Here is a 17,803-nt window from a genome sequence, read left to right as displayed (position 1 = left end):
GTCACCCGCAGCCGCCTCGGACGCCTCGTCCGACAAGGCTTCCTCACCCAACCCGGACGAGGTCGCTACGAGAAACGGACTTAACGTCCACTCAGGAGCTACAGAGAATTTTGCGACCTGCTTTCGCAACCGGATCGGAGAGTGTGGGCAGACCCCCTCATCTGGTTCCACCTCGCCATCGCCAACGGTGAGCGCCGCCCTAACCTCCAGCGCGCCTTGGACGCTCTCCAAGAGTTGTCTGCGTTCCTCGACGAAAGCCTTGCCGGCGGCGCGTCCCTGCGAGCGCGCTGGGACGCGGAGCTCTAGAACAGGCCGCGACGGCCAGCCCGTGATGGGGCAAGTTCCCGCTGTTCCCCGTGATTCCCGCAGGATCCGGCAATGACTTCTTCGTCCCGAAGCAACTTGGGTGGGGGCGGTGCCTTGGGCTGGTGTGCTCTTCACCTGCGCCGACGGTCCGCAGACGTTCGCGCTCGTCCGCCTGTGTTCGTCGGCGTTGTCACGCAGTTGCACACTCACGGGTGCAGCGTCCTGCCGGCGCCGGCGCCAGCGCCTGTGGCAGGCAGGGGAGCATCTGATCCGTAGCTCTGCGTAGAGATCGGTCATGGGAGGTCATACAGGCTGGGGAGGGAAGGGCTTGGCGCCCGGTGTCGGTCACTGGCGGTTGCTGGGCTTGCCAGTGGCTCCGCAGTCGGAGCCGAACCCCCTGTCCGCGGGTGTGTGGCCGGTCGGTCCGTGCGTGAGGGCTGTCCGCCCCTGGCGGGGTAAGAGGTGTCATGCGACGGTGGATACGAGACCGCGGTCCGTCACACGGGCAGCGCTGCCGAGCGAGGAGTCCCACCTGATCCGGGTGATCAGTGTCGGGAGGATTCATCATGTGGGTTTCGGGCAGCTGGGGCCGGAGAATGCGCTCGACCATGTTGTTGTGGTGATGTTCGAGAACCGTTCGTTCGACAACCTGCTCGGTCGGCTCTACGAGCCGGGCGAGGCGCCCGCCTTCGAAGGGGTGCTCGGGAAGGAGCTGAGCAATCCGGTTCCGGCGTGGCTGCCCGAGGGAGGACGCGACCCGATCCCGTACGGGGCCGCCCGGGACATGAATACGCCTGCTCCGGATCCCGGGGAAGAGTTCCACCACGTCAACACGCAGTTGTTCGGCATTCTCGATGAGGCCAACCGTGGCCAGATGGAGGCGCGGGGGTCCTACAACGCCCCGGCGGCCGACCGGGCGCCGACGATGGACGGGTTCGTCGCCGACTATGCGAGCATGCTGCTGTTCGAGAACGGCCGGATGCCGTCCTACGACGAGTACGCGAAGATCATGTCCGGCTACACGCCGGAGCGGATGCCGGTGATGTCGACGATCGCGCGGGGTTTCGCGACGTTCGACCACTGGTTCTGCGAGGTTTTTATCGCGACCCTGCGTGAGCGGTGGAAGCTCGGAGCGCCCCTGACTGCCCGCGACGCGAGCGCGCGAAGCTTCGGACAGATCTTCACCTCCCTGAGCCCCCGCGCCCAGGACGACTGGCCGGAGGTCACCGCTCGGCCCTTCCCGGCCGGCCCGGAGTCGATGCTGCCGCTGGATGCGCCCCTGGGCCTGCTGGGCAAGTCCCTCATTGGAGGGGTGTTCGCCCTCGGCAAGGAAATGGGAGCCGAAGTACCCGACTTCAAGCCCGATCAACTCCTGACGGGAAAAGACGGCATCGACGCAGCGCAGCACGTGCTCGCCGAACTCTTCCCACGACTCCAGGAACGGTAAAGGCCGTAGCGACTGAGCTGTCGCGACCCTGCGCACCACGAAGAGAAGCCCACCGGCACATAGCCGCGCCCTTAGGGTGCGGATGTGGTGCGCGCCCGCCCACTGGTCTAGATAACAAACAACCCCCGGGTCTATGACCTGGGGGTTCGTAGTGGAGCGGGTGACGAGAATCGAACTCGCGCTCTCAGCTTGGGAAGCGACGGCGCTTCGCGGGCGGAATGGTGCCTGACCTGCGGATACGTCGTTTGCGGCGCGCTTCGAGGGGGTGTCTGGCACCGCAGTTCACCGTGGTTGACCGGTCTTGTGTGCACCGGGCGAGATCGATCAACCGGTCGTCAACGCTTCGGCAGCGGCGCACAGGTTCTGCGTTCTCGGACGACGCCTCAGAGAAAACAACGGCCCTCTCCTCGATAGGTCGGGACAACGTCCACGATCTCCCCGTCCTGGACCAGGTGCAGCTCGTTGAAACGCTCGCACAGCTCGCCGGCCTTGGCGTGCCGGAAGAAGACCGGCGATCCGACGGTGAGGTGCTCGGCGGCGGCGCCGAGCAGTGGCGTCTGCACCTCGCCCGCACCCTCGTTGCCGTCGTACCGCAGCCCCGCCGGGAAGGCCGGTACCGGCGCCCGGTCCCAGCGGGGGACGCCGGAGGCGACGTAGCCACCGCCGAGCACGGTCACCGTCCGCGGGCCGGGCCGGCGCACGACGGGCAGTGCGAAGAACGCCGCGGCCTGCGGAGTGAACCGCGAGTATCTGTCGAAGAGGGCGGGTGCGTAGAGCCCGGATCCCGCGGTGACCTCCGTGACGACGGGTTCACTCGCGACGAGCTCCAGGTCACCCGTCCCGCCGGCGTTGACGAAGTCCAGTGGCGTGATGCGCGAGATCGCCGCGACCGCGACCGCGCGCCGCTCCCGCAGCTCGCGATGGGACCGGTCCTGCATCAGCCGGATCACACGGTTGGCGACCGGCCGCTTCGGCGCCGCGTCGCCTGTTCCGGCGATCTGCGCCTCGTACGACATCACGCCGACAAGACGGGCGGACGTGCTGCGCTCGACGCGTCGGGCCGCCGCCGCGGCCTGCTCCGGTGTGTGGATCGGAGTGCGCTTCGCCCCGATCCGTATCCGGCCGCCCGCCAGCCAGAAGGACGCGTCGAAGTCCAGGCAGGTCTTCACACGGGTACTGCAACGGCGGGCGGCGTGCTCGATCAGCTCGACGTGGTCCGGTGAGTCGATCATCACGACGGGGGCGCCCTCGGGGTCCTCGACGGTGCGTTCCGCCAGGGCGCCGAGCAGCTCGGTGTCGGTGGTCGGGTATGCGACCAGGACGCCCTGGGCGCCGAGACCGTGCAGCCACAGCGCCTCGCTGAGGGTGAACGCCATGATGCCCTGGAAGCCGGAGTCCAGCCCGAGGACGTATTCGATGATCCTGCGGGACCTAAGGGACTTGGAGGCGATGCGCACGGGCTTGCCGTGCGCCCGGCGCAGGAGGTCGTGCGCGTTGGCGGTCAGCGCGTCCAGGTCGACGAACGCGAAAGGCGGTTGCGTACGGGCGAACACCTTCCCGTAGTAGTCCCCGGCGTCACTGTGCGCCTTCATCGTGTCACCACCTCACCGTGCGTTCCGAGGACTCTGCGGGTGTGGGCGTTGCCGAACGTTCCCGTCGGATCGAGCTCGGCCCGCTTCTCGGCGAAGTCGTCCCAGTGCGGGTAGAGGGGGCGCAGGGTGCGCGCCGTCAGGGTGTGCCGTTTGCCCCAGTGGGGCCGGCCGCCGTACGTCGCCATGACGTCCTCGAACGCGCGGAAGAAGGGGTCGGCGTCCATGCCCTGGTACTGGTGGGCCGCGATGTAACAGGTCTCGCGCCCCTCGGCGGTGGACAGATACGCGTCGTCCGCGGCGGTGAAGCGCACCTCGAACGGGAACAGGATCGGCAGCCGCTGCCGCTCGACGAGCCGGAGGCACGCGGTCAGCGCCTCGGCGCAGTGGCTTCGCGGGACGGCGTACTCGCTCTCGGTGAACTTCACCTTCCTGGCGGTGGCGTAGACGCGATGGGCCACGTCCTCGACCAGCGACTGGGACATCGACCGGGCGACGGTGGCGTTGACGGCCGGCACAAGGGACGGAAACCGCCTGCCGACTCTGCACAGTGCGCCCAGGACCGTGTTCTCGGCGAACTCCTCGCGAAGGCGCCGCTTCCAGCGAGGTGTCGGACTCGGGGCGTCGTCGGTGCGGGTCGACGTCCTGGTCATGGCCGTACGCGTGTACGGCCAGATGAAGAACTCGAAGTGGTCGTTCGCGTCGACCAGGTGGTCCAGTTCGGCCAGCACGTCGTCGAGCGGCCGAGGCCGGTCGACGCGGCGCAGCGCGAACGCCGGGACGCATTCGAGGGTCACCTCGGTGACGATGCCGAGCGCCCCCAGCGATACCCGGGCGGCCCGCAGCAACTCCGGTGCGGTGGTCCGGTCCAGCTGCCGTACGGTGCCGTCCGCGGTCACCAGCCGCATGCCCGCCACCCGCGACGACAGATTGCCGAACGCGCGGCCCGTGCCGTGCGTGGCGGTCGCGAGGGCCCCGGCCACCGTCTGCGCGTCGATGTCCCCCTGGTTCTCCAGCGACAGGCCGTGCTCGGCGTTCCTCGGGCCCAGCGCACGCAGGGTGATGCCGGCCTGGAGGGTGACCCGGTGCTCCTCGACGGACAGCACACGGTTCATGCGGGACAGGTCGATCATGACGCCGTCGGTGCAGGCGATGTCGCTGAAGGAGTGGCCGCTGCCCACCGCGCGCACGGTGAGCCCCCGCTCGGTAGCGGTCCGCACGGCACGGACGACCTCTTCCTCGCCGTGTGGTCGTACGACGGACATCGGGTGACTGGTCCGCTCGCCCGACCAGTTGGTCCAGGTGGACGTCATGACGCCACCGCCCCGCGGGCCAGCCCCATGCGGAGGGCGCCCGCGACTTCGAGCAGCACCGCCCGGGGTGCGGGGCCGGACCCGGTCGCGTTGACCATGCTGTGCGTGATGCCGCTGTGGCGGCGCAGGGCGGCAGGCACTCCGGCGTCACACAGCTTGTGCGCGTACGCCTCGCCCTCGTCCCGCAGCACGTCGAATCCCGCGACGGCCACGTAGGCCGGGGCGACGTCGTGCACGTCCTCGGCCAGCAGCGGCGACACCCGCGAGTCCGTGGCCAGCGCGGAATCGGGAAGGTAGCGGGCCTTGTACCAGTCCATCTGGGCCTCGGTGAGGAAGAGGCCCTCTCCGAACAGTTCGTACGAGCGGTGCTTGCGCGAGAGGTCCGTGACCGGCATCAGGAGGAGTTGCATCGCCGGCACGGGGGAGCCGGCCTCGCGTGCCCGCCGGGCCGTTTCCAGAGCCACCACGGCCGCGAGGTTCCCGCCCGCGCTCTCCCCGCCGACCGCGACGGCCGCCGGGTCGACGTCGTACTCCTCGGCGTGTTCCACGACGTGGGTGAAGGCCGCGAGCGCGTCGTCCACCGCCGCCGGGAACGGGTTCTCCGGCGCCAGCCGGTAGTCGACCGCGATGACGGTGAGCGACGCGTGAGCGGCCAGGAACCGGGAGACGGAATCACTGGCGCTCAGGTCTCCGAGCACCCATCCGCCGCCGTGGAAGTACACGAGCGCGGCCGACGGACGCCGGACGCTCGCCGGCCGGTACAGGCGTGCCGGGACACCCCCCTCGGGCGTCGGGATCGTGATGTCCCGGATCTCCTCGACGGGGAGCTCGTCGCCGAAGATCCAGGCTTCGGAGGCGATCTGCGCACGCCCTTGGGCGAGCGGCAGCGACTCGAACGTCTTCGAGACCGTCAGGCCGAGGACGCGCTTGCCGACCTGCGCGTCCAGGTCCATCACCTGCCCGTCGACGGAGACGGGCCGGCCGGCGACGGCCCGCTTCACGGCGGTCGGGAGGCGGCCGAGCCCGCGGGCCGCGCGGCGCGCCAGTCTCTCGGACAGCGGATGTACGTCGGTCATCGCGTCACGCTCCTCAGGGGGTTGGAATGGCGCCAGGCTAGGCTGAACTCTGGACGTTTGTCCAGAGTTCATGGAGGCGCCTCCTCAGGCTCCGGCGCTTGGGCGGCCGGAACGCCGTCGGGTAGCTTCAAGGCATGGGGATCAGGCCGCAGTCGCACTACGCACGAGGACAGGCACGCCGGGAACGGCTCCTCGACGCCACCGCGGAGGTCATCGCCGCCCGCGGCCTCGAGGGGGTCACCCACCGCTCGGTGGCCGCGGCGGCCGGACTGCCGCCGTCCACGACGTCGTACTTCTTCGCCTCCATGGACGAACTGATCGGCGCGGCCGTCACCCGGATCGCCGACGGCGTCCTGGAGGCGACCCGGGACCTGCCGGCCGACGTACCCGCGGTCGACGGCGGCCCGCCCGCCCTCAAGTACGTCGACCAGCTGATCGACATCCTGATCGCGTCCAAGGAGACCCTGATCAGGGCCCAGTTCGAGGCATACCTCGCGAGCTCGCGGCGGCCGGAACTGGTGGAACCGGTACAGCGCATCGTGCAGGCCCTCGAAGACGCGGCCGAGTCCATGTTCGCCGTACTGGGAGCCCCGGACGCGCGTCTGGCCGGCCGTGAACTCGTCGCCATGGTCGACGGGTTCGCCCTGCAACGGCTCGCGCATCCACGCCCCGACGACCGCGCGGTGCTGCGTGACGCTCTGCGCCGGCTGACCATGACTCACCTTCGCAAGGCGTCCGCGCCGGCCTGAGGGGGCGCCCTCACCCCTTGCCGGCGAGCCGGTCGAGCACCCTCATGGCGACGGTCATGGCGCGCGCGTAACCCCCACCGCCGACTCCGGCGGGCTTGCCGAGGGACTGCCCGCGCTGCCGTGCCACGGTCTGCGAGTCGGTGTACTTGAGCAGGCCGTGGCGTCCGTGCCGGCTGCCCTGGCCGGAGGCGCCCCAGCCGCCCATGGGGGCGTCGGTGGATCCCCAGGCGGCGGCGTAGCCCTCGTTGATGTTGACGTTGCCGCTGCGCAGCCGGTGCGCGAGCCGACGGCCGCGCACGGGGTCGCGGGTCCAGACGGAGGCGCCCAGTCCGTAGCCGGTGTCGTTGGCCCGGGCCACGGCCTCGTCGTCACTGCCGACCCGGTACAGGGAGACGACCGGCCCGAAGGTCTCCTCCACACAGACCCGCATGGTCTCGTCGACGTCAGTGAGGACCGTGGGTTCGTAGAACGTCGGTCCCAGGTCGGGACGGGCCCTGCCGCCCACGAGGACCGTGGCGCCGTGGGCGGTGGCGTCGTCGACGTGTCGCCGGACGGCCTCCAGTTGGCCGGGCCTGCGGGTTCGGCGCCCCGGACTGCTCGGTGCGCTCGGCCGCGGGCCCGTCGGGCACGGGGTGGAGAGGGGGCATGGGTCACTCCTTCGGATTCGGGGCGTTCAAGCGCGCGGTCACCAGCCGCCGTGCCTCGGCGGACTCGGGCAGGAAGGTCACCGCCGGGTAGACGTGGAAGCCGCCGACGCCTTCGAACAGCGCGATGTCGACCCCGGCCGTCCGGGCCCGGGCGGCGAAGTCACGGCAGTCGGCCACGAAGATGTCGCGGGTGCCGACGACCACGGTGGTCGGCGGCAGTCCACGCGGGTCACCGCTGCCGGGGCTGACCTGGGGCGAGTCGACGGGCAGCGCGCCGGCCCACAACCGGCCGGCGTAGCGCAGTCCGGCGACGTCGAGCGTGGGGTCCCGGGCGACGACGTCGGCCACGCCGCGGTTCGTGAGTCCGGCGTCGAGCCAGGGAGCGAAGAGCACGAGGTGCCGCGGCAGCGGCAGCCCCTCGCCGCGCAGGCGCATGGCCGTGGCCAGGGCCAGCCCGCCGCCCGCGGAGTCCCCGGCCCACACAGGCGCCGCACCGGACTCCTCGGTGAGCCGTACCTGGAGGTCGAGCAGGGACGGGACGACCGTTCCCGCCGTTCCCTCGGGGGCCAGCGGGTAGAACGGCGCGATCACCCGGGCGTCGTTCTCCGCGGCGAGCGCGGCCATCAGATCCCAGTGCTGTACGACGACGGGATTGATGTAGGCGCCGCCGTGGAGGTAGACGATCGTGCGCTCGGGCCGCCGGCCGCGGACGCCGATCTCGGCGCACCGCAGCCCGGCGCGGTCGTGCACGGTGACGTCGTGGGTGCGCCGCAGCCGCCGCGGTACGGCGGCGGGCCCCTTGCGGCGGTTGCGCTGTCGGTCCGCCTCGGTGGATTCGTCGTCGCCGAGGACCCTCTTCGTCCTCGTGGCGGCGAGCCAGGCGCATACGAACCGCATGCGCAGCGACGGGTGGCCGCGCCCAGTCACGACGTCGGCGTGCTCCCTTGTGGGCATCTCGGGTCCCTTCGTCTGCCGCGCGACGCGGCGGCGCTCGTTCGTGCCCGTGGTTCGGGCTTGTGGTTCGTGATCGGCGGTGTGTTCCCTGCCGGGGTGACACGCGGGTCCGGGCGTCCCACCCCGGCCTCGGAGTCGGCTCTACGACTCCTTGAGCGCGGCCAGTTCCCGCTCCACCAGGGCGTCGTGCGCCCGCTCGTCCTCGCGTGCCCGGCGCGGGCTCCACCGGCCGGCCATCAGGAAGACGAAGGGCAGGAACAGCAGCTGACCGCCGACGCACACCCACCACCAGGTCTGCCACTGCCTCGGGTTGTCCTGGGCGGCCTTCGCCACCTCGGCTCCGTGCGCGGCGAGGTACGCCAGGTCGGCCTTGCCGATGGCCGCCGGCGCGGCCTTCAGATCCGCGGCGTACCGCGCCGCGAGCCGCAGACCCTGCTGTGTGCCGGGGTCACCCAGACCGGCCAGCAGCTTGACGGCCGCGGCCCGCTCGACTCCGAGACCAGCCATGATCTGTTTCACCGCGTCGGCCTGGGCGGCCGTGTCCCGCGGGTCGGCCTGTATCGCGGCCATGGTGGCGGGGGCGACGGCCTGGGCGGCGGCCAACTGACCACCGCGTACAGCCGATTGGGCGCTTCGGACCTCGGCTGTTCTCGCGCCCTCCGCCGTGGCGACCTGGCCGAGCAGGGTGGCCAGCCCTTCCCGGTCGGTGGGATCCTTCTGCACGCGGGCCGCGAGGGCCGAGTCGATGCCGGTGACGATCGCGAACTGCCGAGGGTGCTCCTGCTGGATGGCGGTGATCCGTGCCCCCTTCTCCACCAGCGTGGAGGTGGCCGGGACGATGAACGTCAGCACCACCAGGGAGAACGTGACGACCAGGCGCAACGTCCAGCCCCACACCGCGAGCCCGACCGCGGTGGCCGCGGGATCGTGCTTCTCCACGGTCTCGGTGAACGAGGCCATCCAGGCGACGTAGGCCATGCCGCCGCCCACGGAGCCGAGGACGAAGTAGAGGGCGAACGTGTGGTAGCCGGTGTCCGGTTCGGTCGCCGCGAGGGCGAACAGGACTGTGCCCACGACGCTGACGATGCCGCCGAGCACCATGAACGGCTTGCGCACGCGGAGCTTGTCCGACAGCAGGCCGAACACCACCAGGCTGATCGCGTTGAACGCCCAGTACCAGTTGGCCAGCGCGTTCGCCCGCTGGTCGCTGTAGCCGAACGTCGTCGCGAAGTAGACGACGGCGAATCCGACCAGCGCGTAGTACAGAAGCAGGAAGACACTGATCGCGAACGCCGAGCCGATGATGCCGAAGCGCAGCATCTGCCGCCATGGGTCCTTGAGTTCGCGCGCGGTGTCGACGCCCTTCGCACGGGCCGAACGAGCCTCCAGGAGGGCCCGGTCGCGCATGTTCACCATGAGCTGGTCACGCAGCGCGGGGGACAGCTCACGCAGTCCGAGGAGGGCGACGACGAAGACGACGAGCCCGGCGGCGCCGCAGACGTAGAACTGGAAGCGCCAGTCGGGGTGATGGTTGAGCGTGTTGCTGGAGACCGTGGTGACCACCAGGCTGCCGAGCACCGGGCCGAGCGTCCAGAAGCCCATCGCGGCGCCGCGCCCCACCTGCGGGGAGAAGTCGCGCATCAGCGCCGGCGTCGCGACCAGCACGACGCCCTCGACGAAGCTGAGCAGGACGTACAGCACCAGATAGGTGATCCCGTTCGGTGCATGGGGAAGGCCGAAGAGGATGATCAGCCCGGTCGCTAGCAGGCCCCCGACCACGAGGTTGGCCCGGCCCCACCGGTCGGCGAGTCCGGCGAACAGCGACGCGAAGGCGCCGACCGCGTTTCCGGCGACCGAGATCCAGACGAAGTAGCTGAAGGACATGCCGAGTTCGGTGATGATCTGGGTCGCCACCGAGCCCGAGACGTACAGCTCGTAGTAGAGGACCACGGTCGAGAGCACCGTGATCGCCAGGTACAGGTACCGGAGTCCGGTGTCGGGATAGTGCGACAGCTGCCGGTTCCACAGACTGCGTCGCACTGCGGGACTTGCATCGGGGAGCACGGGGACGCGGGTCGTTGTCACGGTGATTCCTTCCCTGGCGGTACGCCGGTGGCGCACTCGGCGTGTGGGGCGGGGACCCGGTCTCACGGAGGACGGGCCCGCACAGATCCGCGTAATGGACGCCCGGTACCTGGTCGCCGATGACTGCGGACCTCTTTCGCCGCAGGACCGCGGCGCTTTCGTTGGTGGCCCGCCGGGTCCGCGGACCACCGTTCGGCGAGGCGGTCTTGCGGAGGACGCTTCGTGGGCGCCATCTCGCTCCTGTCCGCTGCCGTGGACGTTGCGGAGACGGTAGGACGCAGTCTGGGCAAATGTCCAGACTTCGTCGGCTGAATGTTCTGCCCGACAATGCCGTGTTCGGATCCAGCTGCTGGTCGACGAGTCGCGGGCGGCGAAAGGCCGCTGGTCGTCGTGGTGGCGGGCGCGCACGGCCTGTCCTGCCGCAGGGCGGCTATACGCGATGCGCATACATGCCCGGCACGAATCTGGCACGCGGCGAGTGATCGCAGAGCACAGCAAAAAGGCCCGGCTCTCTGAGCTGGGCCTTCTTCGTGGAGCGGATGACGAGAATCGAACTCGCGCTCTCAGCTTGGGAAGCGACGGCGCTTGGGTGGACAAATAGCTTCTGACCTGGTCTTATGTGGCCTTGCTTGGGGTTCGGGAGCGCGCGATCACACCGCTGTTGACCGCAGTTGACCGGTCTTAAGGGCACGCTTTGGGCACGCGGTGGCGCTGAGGTGCTTCCCGGGAGCCGGAACGTCGACTGGGTGCGATCAGCAGGCCGGCCCGTCGACGTGGGTGACCGCGCCGGCGGTACCGCGGCAGAGGTCGCGTGCGATGACGACTCGCTGGATCTGGTTCGTGCCCTCGAAGATCTGCATGACCTTGGCCTCGCGCATGAACCGCTCCACGGGGAACTCCTTCGTATAGCCCGCGCCACCGAGCACCTGGACGGCATCGGTGGTGACGGCCATCGCGTGGTCGGTCGCGACGAGCTTGGCGATGGCGGCCTGCTGTGCGAACGGAAGGCCGGCGTCGAGGCGCCGCGCGGCGGAGAGGTAGGTGGCACGGGCGGACTCGACGCGGGCCGCCATGTCGGCGAGCAGGAACACGAGCCCCTGATGGTCGATGATCGGGCGGCCGAAGGTCTCGCGCTGCCGGGCGTATTCGACCGCGACGTCGAGGGCGGCCTGGGCCACTCCGGTGGCGACGGCGGCGATGCCGAGCCGCCCGGCCGTGAGCCCCGCGAGCGCGACGGACAGCCCGTCGCCCTCCGCGCCGATGCGCTGCCCGAGCGGCACCCTGACGTCCGTGAGCAGCGTCGCGGCCGTGGTCGAGCCGGTGAGCCCCATCTTCCGCTCGGGGGTGTCCGCGACCAGTCCCGGAGCGTCGGCGGGGACCAGGAAGCAGGAGATGCCGTGCCGCTCGTCGTCGGAGGTGCGCGCCAGGACTGTGTAGAAGTCCGCCTGCCCGCCGTGCGTGGTCCACGCCTTGGCGCCGTCGAGTACGTACAGGTCGCCGTCAAGGACGGCGCGGGTGCGCATGGCCGCCGGGTCGGACCCCGCGTGCGTCTCGGAGAGGCAGAACGCGCCGAGCTGCTCACCGCCCAGCATGTCCGGCAGCCACTGGCCCACCTGCTCCGCCGTACCGGCGTGGAACAACGGGGAGCACGACAAGGTGTGGACGCTCACCCCGACGGCGACGCTCGCCCACGCCGAGCCGAGTTCTTCCAGGACCTGGAGGTACACCTCGTATGGCTGGCCGCCGCCGCCCACGGCCTCTGGGAACGGCAGCCCGAGCAACCCGGCCTTGCCGAGCGTGGCGAACACCTCGCGTGGGAACCGGCCTGTCGTCTCGTCCTCAGCGGCCCGGGGCAGCAGGACGTCGGCCGCGATGTCGCGGACGAGGCGGATGAGGTCGGCCGACTCCTGCGTCGGCATGAGGCGGTGTGCGGGCACGGTCACTCTTTGGCTGAGTGCGGTCGCGGGTGGCGTACGGGAGAAGTGGGGACAGCCCGCTTGGGGGAGGTGGTCACAGCAGTGCGAGACCGGGCTCGCGCAGCAGGTCGGCGGTGTCGGCGAGCAGCTGAGAGCCTTGCTGGCCGTCCATGACACGGTGGTCGAAGGAGAGCGCGAGCTGGACGACGGAGCGCGGTTCGATCCGTTCGTCGAATCCGTCCCCGACGACCCATGGAGTGCGGCGCACGGCGCCTACGGCGAGGATTGCCGTCTCGCCCGGGTTGAGGATCGGGGTGCCCGTGTCGACCCCGAAGACCCCGACGTTGGTGATGGTCACGGTGCCTCCGGACAAGGCGGCGGGCGGGGTGCGCCCTGCGCGGGCGGTCTGCGCGAGGTCGTCGATGGCCCGGGTGAGGTCGGCGAGGCCGAGGCGCTGCGCGCTCTTGATGTTCGGGACGAGCAGCCCGCGTGGTGTGGCAGCGGCGATCCCGAGGTTCACCTCCGGAAGCACGACGATCTGCTGGTTGGGTTCGTCCCAGCGGCTGTTCGCATCCGGGGTGCGGCCGAGCGCGTGGAGGAACGCCCGCGCGACGAAGGCGAGCGGGGTGAGCTTCATGTCGCGGAACGGCGAACGGCGCAGGAGGGCGCTGCGCAGATCGAGCGTGCGGGTCATGTCGACGGTGACGAACTCCGTGACGTGCGGGGCGGTGAAGGCGGAGGCGACCATCGCGAGAGCGGTCTGCTTGCGGACACCCTTGACCGGGATGCGGACTTCGCCGGGCTGCCCGTCGGGTCTCGGCGTGTCTGCCGCGGGACGGGCCGGCCCGGTCACCGCGAGGGAGGCCGGTGAGCCGACCGCCGCCGCGGCGTGGACGTCGTCGCGGGTGATCCTGCCGTCCGGGCCGGAGGGCTTGACCGCCCTCAGATCGACTCCCAGCCTCTTGGCGAGCAGCCGTACCGGGGGCTTGGCGCGCGGGCGGTCGGCGGCGTCGGTCGCCATCTGGGCCGGGGGCGAGGAGGACGCGGTCGGTCCGGTCGTGGCGAATGGTGCGGCCGGCGCGGGCGGGGGCTCCGGTGCGGGGCGCCGGCGGCGGCCGGCCGGCGCGTGTGCCGGGGGGCCGTAGCCGACGAGAGGCCGGAACGTGGCTTCGTCGGCGGCGGGGCGGATTCCGACCAGGACGTCGCCGACGAGGGCGGTCTGCCCGGCCTGGACGAGGACTTCGACGACCTCACCGGCGTACGGCGAGGGGAGTTCGACCAGCGACTTCGCGGTTTCGATCTCGACGAGGGGCTGGTTCACCTCGACCGTGTCGCCGACACCGACGTGCCAGGACACCACCTCCGCCTCGGTGAGGCCCTCGCCCGGATCAGGCAGGCGGAAGTACTGCACGTCCGCTCCGGCGTAAGTGCCCGCGGTGGTGTGCGGCAGCCCGGCTGCCGTCGCGCTGTCGGCCATGTGCGCTCCTCGGTGGGGAGTCGGTGCTTCAGTAGGAGAGGCTGCGGTCGCAGGCGGCGAGGATCCGGTCGACCCCGGGAAGCCAGTCCGGTTCGAGCCGGCTGGGCGGGTACGGCGTGTCGTAGCCGGTGACACGGACGACCGGTGCTTCCAGGTCGTAGAACGCGGTGTCCTGCACCCGCGCGGCGAGTTCGGCGCCGAGACCGGCGGTCCTGGACGCCTCATGGGCGACGACGAGTCGCCCGGTGCGTCGCACCGAGGCGAGGACCGTCTCGTCGTCGATCGGCGACAGCGAGCGCAGGTCGACGACCTCGACCTCGCGTCCCTCGCCAGCGAGGGTCTCGGCGGCCTGCCGCGCGACGGGCACGAGCGCGCCCCAGGCGACCAGGGTCAGATCGCGTCCCGGGCGTACGACGGCGGCCCGTTCGAAACTCGCGGCCCTGGCCTCGGCATGTGACGCGTCACAGCCTCGTACGAGATCACCCTTGAGCCAATACGACCGCTTCGGTTCCAGGACGACGACGGGGTCGTCGCACGCGACCGCGGCCCGTAGCAGGTCGTACCCGTCCTGCGCGCCGGACGGGGCGACGACCCGCAGACCGGCGGTGTGCGCGAAGTACGCCTCGGGGGACTCGGAGTGGTGCTCGATGGCGCCGATCCCGCCGCCGACGGGGATCCGGATGACGACGGGCAGGCCGACCGCCCCTTCGGTGCGGTGCCGGTACTTGGCGAGCTGGGTGATGATCTGGTTCATCGCAGGGAAGACGAACCCGTCGAACTGGATCTCGCACACCGGCCGGTATCCGGCCATCGCGAGGCCGATCGCGCTGCCGACGATGCCCGCCTCGCCGAGCGGGGTGTCCACCACACGCAGGAGGCCGAACTCGTCCTGGAGCCCGTCGGTGACCCGGAAGACACCGCCGAGGCGGCCGATGTCCTGCCCGAGGAGAAGGATCCTGTCGTCGTCCACGAGGGCGTCCCGCAGCGCGGCGTTGAGCGCGTGCGCGAGTGCCGTGGGCCGCGCCACCACCGGGGTGGGCGCCGGGATCCCGGGGGCTGTCGTGAGGGTCATGCGGACTCCCCGCTCTCGACGAACGCGAGGTGCTCGCGCATCTGGGCCTCCAGGTGGCGGGTCGGACGGGCCAGGGTGTGCAGGAACGGGGTGTTCGGCGGCGGGCTCGCCAGCCCGCGGCAGCCGGAGCGCAGCCGGGCGGCGAGTGCCTCCTCCTCGGCGGCGAGGGCGGCGAGGAACTCCTCGTGGGGCACGGGTGCCCGGCCGACGGGGTCGGCGGGAGACTCCAGGTGTGCGCGCAGGCGCAGGACCGGGTCAAGTGCGGCCCAGTGGTCGTTGTCGTCGGCCGTGCGGTAGCGCCGGTCGTCGTCGGACGTCGTGTGCGGGTTGCGCCGGTAGGTGACGGCCTCGATGAGCGTCGGGCCCCCGCCGGCGCGGGCCTTCTCCAGCGCGGCCCGTGTCACGGCGTGGCAGGCGAGGACGTCGTTGCCGTCGACACGTACGCCGTCGAACCCGAACCCGCCGGCGCGCCGGGCGGCCGGGACCCGGCTCTGCACACGGTAGGGCGTGGAGATCGCCCACTGGTTGTTCTGGCAGAAGAACACGACCGGCAGTCTCTGGGCTCCCGCCCAGACGAACGCCTCGTTCGTCTCGCCCTCGCTCAGGGCGCCGTCCCCGACGAAGACGAGTACGGCCCGGTCGGTGTCCGGGTCGCCGGTGCCGGTCCGCCCGTCCCGGACGATGCCCATCGCGAAGCCGACGGCATGGAGTGTCTGGGCGCCGAGGACGATCGTGTAGAGGGCGAAGCGGTGCTCGGCCGGTTCCCAGCCGCCGAGTGTCGTACCGCGGAACAGGGCGAGGGCATGGACCGGGTCGACGCCGCGGCACCACAGCACCGCGTGTTCGCGGTAGGTCGGGAAGACCATGTCCTGGGCACGAAGCGCGTGTGCGGCACCGACCTGGGCGCCCTCCTGGCCGAGCATGGACGGCCACAGGCCGAGTTCGCCCTGGCGCTGCAGGGCGATGGCCTCGGTGTCGAAACGGCGGGCGAGCACCATGTCCCGGTACGCCGCGCGCAGGTCGAGGGGTTCGTCGGGGACGGGCAGGCCACTGCCGCCGGTGCCGTCCGGTGTCCCGTCGAGGCCGAGGAGCCGCAGCGGCTCCTCGGCCGTGGGCGAGGCGGCGGCGGGGGAATCGGTCATGGCGCACAGGGTTCGCGCCGCCGTCCATGCCGCGCAAGGTTCATGCGTGAAAGCTGCTTCTTATGAAGAAAAAAGAAACTATGATGCCGAGAATGCTTAATGAATCTTGCAACAAGGCAGGTGAATCATGCCCCAGGACGTGACGCTCGACGAAGTCGACCGCACCATCCTCCGCCTGCTCGTGGAGAACGGGCGACGGAGCACCGTCGACATCGCGACGCGGGTCCGGCTGTCGCCGGCCCCGGTCAAGCGGAGGATTGACCGGCTGGAGCGACTCGGCGTCATCAGCGGTTACACCGCGATCGTCGACGAGACCCGCGTCGGCGGGTTCGACGCCTTCACCGAGCTGCGCTTCGGAGGCGACACCCCGGTCGCCGAGTTCATCCAGGCCGTCACCGGGCAGCCCGAGGTGCTGGAGGTGCTCACCATCGCGGGGGACCCGGATGCCCTGGTCAGGATCCGGGTGGACAACGTCCAGCACCTGCAGCAGGTCGTCGACGGGCTGCGCCGCACCGGCCGTGTCGTCGGTACGAAGACCCTCGTCGTCCTCAGTTCGTGGCGGCGCGGCGACGGCACCGTACCGACCACGGAGTGAACGGCGGGCCGTAGGCGGCCGAGCCCCGCTCAGTCGAAGATCTTGCCGGGGTTGAGAATCCCGGCCGGGTCGAGTGCAGCCCTGACCGCGCGCTGCATGGTGATGACGTCCTTCGAGAGCTCCGCCCGCAGACCGTCCCGTTTGAGCAGCCCCACGCCGTGTTCGCCGGTCACGGTGCCGCCGAGGTCGAGGGCGTCGCCGATGATGTCGTCGAACGCGTCCTGCGCACGCCTGCGGGCCGACGGGTCGTCGTCCGGCACGATGAGCAGAGGGTGCAGGTTGCCGTCGCCGGCGTGGGCGATGTTGGCGATGACCGTGTCGTGCCGCCGCCCGGCCTGTTCGATGCGCTCCAGCATCACCGGCACCGCACCGAGCGGCACACAGACGTCCTCGGTGAGCACCGGCCCGAGCCGTTCGAGCGCGGGATAGGCCAGGCGGCGGGCGGCGAAGAGCGCCTCGGCCTCCTGCTTGTCGGTTGAGCGTGCGGCCCAGCTCGCGCCGCCCCGCATGAAGCACTCGACCATCCGGTCGGCCTCGTCGTGCCCGGCCGCGCCCGGCGCGTCCGTGCGACCGAGCAGCACGACGTCCGCGTCGACGGACAGGCCCATGTTCTTCCACGCGTCGACCGCCGCCAGGCAGTGCCGGTCGACGAGTTCGAGGGCCGACGGGACGATCCCGGCGGCGCCGACCTCGTGGATGGCCTGCCCGGCGGCACGGACGGAGTCGAAGTAGCCGACAGCCGTGTGTTCCGGCATCCGTGCCGGCCGAAGCCGCACCGTCACCTCGGTGACCACACCGAGCGTGCCCTCGGAGCCCACCACGAGCCCGAGCAGGTCGTACCCGGCGACCCCCTTCGCGGTCCGCCGTCCCAGCCGCACGACGGCGCCCGTGCCGGTGACCATCTCCACGGCGAGTACGTAGTCCCGGGTGACCCCGTACTTCACGCAGCAGACGCCCCCCGCGTTCGTCGCGACGTTGCCGCCGATCGTCGACCACGGGGAACTGGCCGGGTCCGGGGGGTACCACAGGCCCTTCTCGGCAGCCGCGGTGCGCAGGTGGTCGTTGACCACGCCCGGCTGGACGACGGCGAGGCGCTCCAGGGGGTCGATCTCGAGGATTCGGGTCATCTGCTCGGTGGACAGCACGACGCAGCCGTCGACGGCGTTCGCCCCGCCCGACAACCCCGTTCCCGCGCCGCGGGTCACGAGCGGGACGCGGTGGGCCAGACAGGTGTGCACCACGGCCTGGACGTCGCCGGTCGTGCGAGGTCTGACGACCGCCGCGGGGAGCCCGTGGGGGGCCCACTCGGCCTCGTCGTGCGCGTAGGACCGCATCACCTCCTCGTCGAGGACGAGCCGGTCGGGCCCGGCGGCGCGGCGCAGGGCGGCGAGAAGGGACGTCGGCGTCTCCGGTACACGAAGGTCGGTCATGCGCC

At 71.0% G+C, this 17,803-nt stretch carries 13 protein-coding genes and 1 pseudogene; 3 read left to right on the top strand and 11 right to left on the bottom strand.

Translation table 11 applies throughout. From position 1 onward, the window contains the following. Window positions 1-847: 847 nt before the first annotated feature. A complete protein-coding gene (locus ACIBAF_RS44855; RefSeq protein ID WP_399471855.1) occupies window positions 848-1,753 on the top strand; it encodes an alkaline phosphatase family protein in 906 nt (301 codons plus the stop codon). Window positions 1,754-2,136: 383 nt separating this feature from the next. Here the strand turns inward: ACIBAF_RS44855 and ACIBAF_RS44850 are convergent, their stop codons facing one another. From ACIBAF_RS44850 to ACIBAF_RS44840, 3 genes are read right to left on the bottom strand one after another with little or no spacing between them, the layout of a single operon-like run. Continuing rightward, on the bottom strand, window positions 2,137-3,345 hold the full coding sequence (locus tag ACIBAF_RS44850; RefSeq protein ID WP_399471853.1) for an amino acid deaminase/aldolase: 1,209 nt from the start codon (window positions 3,343-3,345) through the stop codon (window positions 2,137-2,139). Further along, window positions 3,342-4,655 (bottom strand): D-arabinono-1,4-lactone oxidase, encoded by a 1,314-nt coding sequence (locus tag ACIBAF_RS44845; RefSeq protein WP_399471851.1) that lies wholly within the window; start codon window positions 4,653-4,655, stop codon window positions 3,342-3,344. The genes ACIBAF_RS44850 and ACIBAF_RS44845 overlap by 4 nt, the downstream gene beginning before the upstream one ends. Further along, on the bottom strand, window positions 4,652-5,731 hold the full coding sequence (locus tag ACIBAF_RS44840; RefSeq protein ID WP_399471849.1) for an alpha/beta hydrolase: 1,080 nt from the start codon (window positions 5,729-5,731) through the stop codon (window positions 4,652-4,654). Before ACIBAF_RS44840 ends, ACIBAF_RS44845 begins: the two co-directional genes overlap by 4 nt. Before the next feature lie 134 nt (window positions 5,732-5,865). Between ACIBAF_RS44840 and ACIBAF_RS44835 the strand changes: the two genes are divergently transcribed. Then, window positions 5,866-6,480 (top strand): TetR/AcrR family transcriptional regulator, encoded by a 615-nt coding sequence (locus tag ACIBAF_RS44835; RefSeq protein WP_399471847.1) that lies wholly within the window; start codon window positions 5,866-5,868, stop codon window positions 6,478-6,480. A 10-nt stretch (window positions 6,481-6,490) separates the two neighbouring features. Here ACIBAF_RS44835 and ACIBAF_RS44830 read toward each other — a convergent pair. From ACIBAF_RS44830 to ACIBAF_RS44800, 7 genes and pseudogenes are all read right to left on the bottom strand, one after another. Beyond that, window positions 6,491-7,051, bottom strand: a pseudogene (locus ACIBAF_RS44830) (aldehyde dehydrogenase family protein); the annotation flags it as partial. 79 nt (window positions 7,052-7,130) lie between these two features. Further along, a complete protein-coding gene (locus tag ACIBAF_RS44825) occupies window positions 7,131-8,081 on the bottom strand; it encodes an alpha/beta hydrolase fold domain-containing protein (protein ID WP_399471845.1) in 951 nt (316 codons plus the stop codon). 141 nt (window positions 8,082-8,222) lie between these two features. Next, the gene (locus ACIBAF_RS44820; protein WP_399471843.1) at window positions 8,223-10,166 is read right to left on the bottom strand and encodes an MFS transporter; all 1,944 of its coding nucleotides are present in this window, start codon (window positions 10,164-10,166) and stop codon (window positions 8,223-8,225) included. Between the two features lie 752 nt (window positions 10,167-10,918). Continuing rightward, a complete protein-coding gene (locus ACIBAF_RS44815) occupies window positions 10,919-12,103 on the bottom strand; it encodes an acyl-CoA dehydrogenase family protein (protein WP_399471841.1) in 1,185 nt (394 codons plus the stop codon). 73 nt (window positions 12,104-12,176) lie between these two features. Then, on the bottom strand, window positions 12,177-13,559 hold the full coding sequence (locus ACIBAF_RS44810; protein ID WP_399471839.1) for a dihydrolipoamide acetyltransferase family protein: 1,383 nt from the start codon (window positions 13,557-13,559) through the stop codon (window positions 12,177-12,179). 28 nt (window positions 13,560-13,587) lie between these two features. Beyond that, on the bottom strand, window positions 13,588-14,631 hold the full coding sequence (locus ACIBAF_RS44805; RefSeq protein ID WP_399471837.1) for an alpha-ketoacid dehydrogenase subunit beta: 1,044 nt from the start codon (window positions 14,629-14,631) through the stop codon (window positions 13,588-13,590). Next, complete coding sequence (locus tag ACIBAF_RS44800; RefSeq protein WP_399471835.1) at window positions 14,628-15,773, bottom strand: thiamine pyrophosphate-dependent enzyme; 1,146 nt, start codon at window positions 15,771-15,773, stop codon at window positions 14,628-14,630. The genes ACIBAF_RS44805 and ACIBAF_RS44800 overlap by 4 nt, the downstream gene beginning before the upstream one ends. A 127-nt stretch (window positions 15,774-15,900) precedes the next feature. Here ACIBAF_RS44800 and ACIBAF_RS44795 point away from each other — a divergent pair, with 127 nt between their 5' ends. Next, window positions 15,901-16,368, top strand: coding sequence for an Lrp/AsnC family transcriptional regulator (locus ACIBAF_RS44795; RefSeq protein ID WP_399471833.1), 468 nt, complete (start codon window positions 15,901-15,903; stop codon window positions 16,366-16,368). A 29-nt stretch (window positions 16,369-16,397) separates the two neighbouring features. Here the strand turns inward: ACIBAF_RS44795 and ACIBAF_RS44790 are convergent, their stop codons facing one another. Continuing rightward, window positions 16,398-17,702, bottom strand: a complete 1,305-nt coding sequence (locus ACIBAF_RS44790) for an FAD-binding oxidoreductase (RefSeq protein WP_399471859.1) — start codon at window positions 17,700-17,702, stop codon at window positions 16,398-16,400. Window positions 17,703-17,803: the final 101 nt, after the last annotated feature.

Source organism: Streptomyces sp. NPDC051677 (genome assembly GCF_044453465.1).
GTDB lineage: Bacteria > Actinomycetota > Actinomycetes > Streptomycetales > Streptomycetaceae > Streptomyces.
This window is presented reverse-complemented; position numbering and strand designations above follow the sequence as displayed.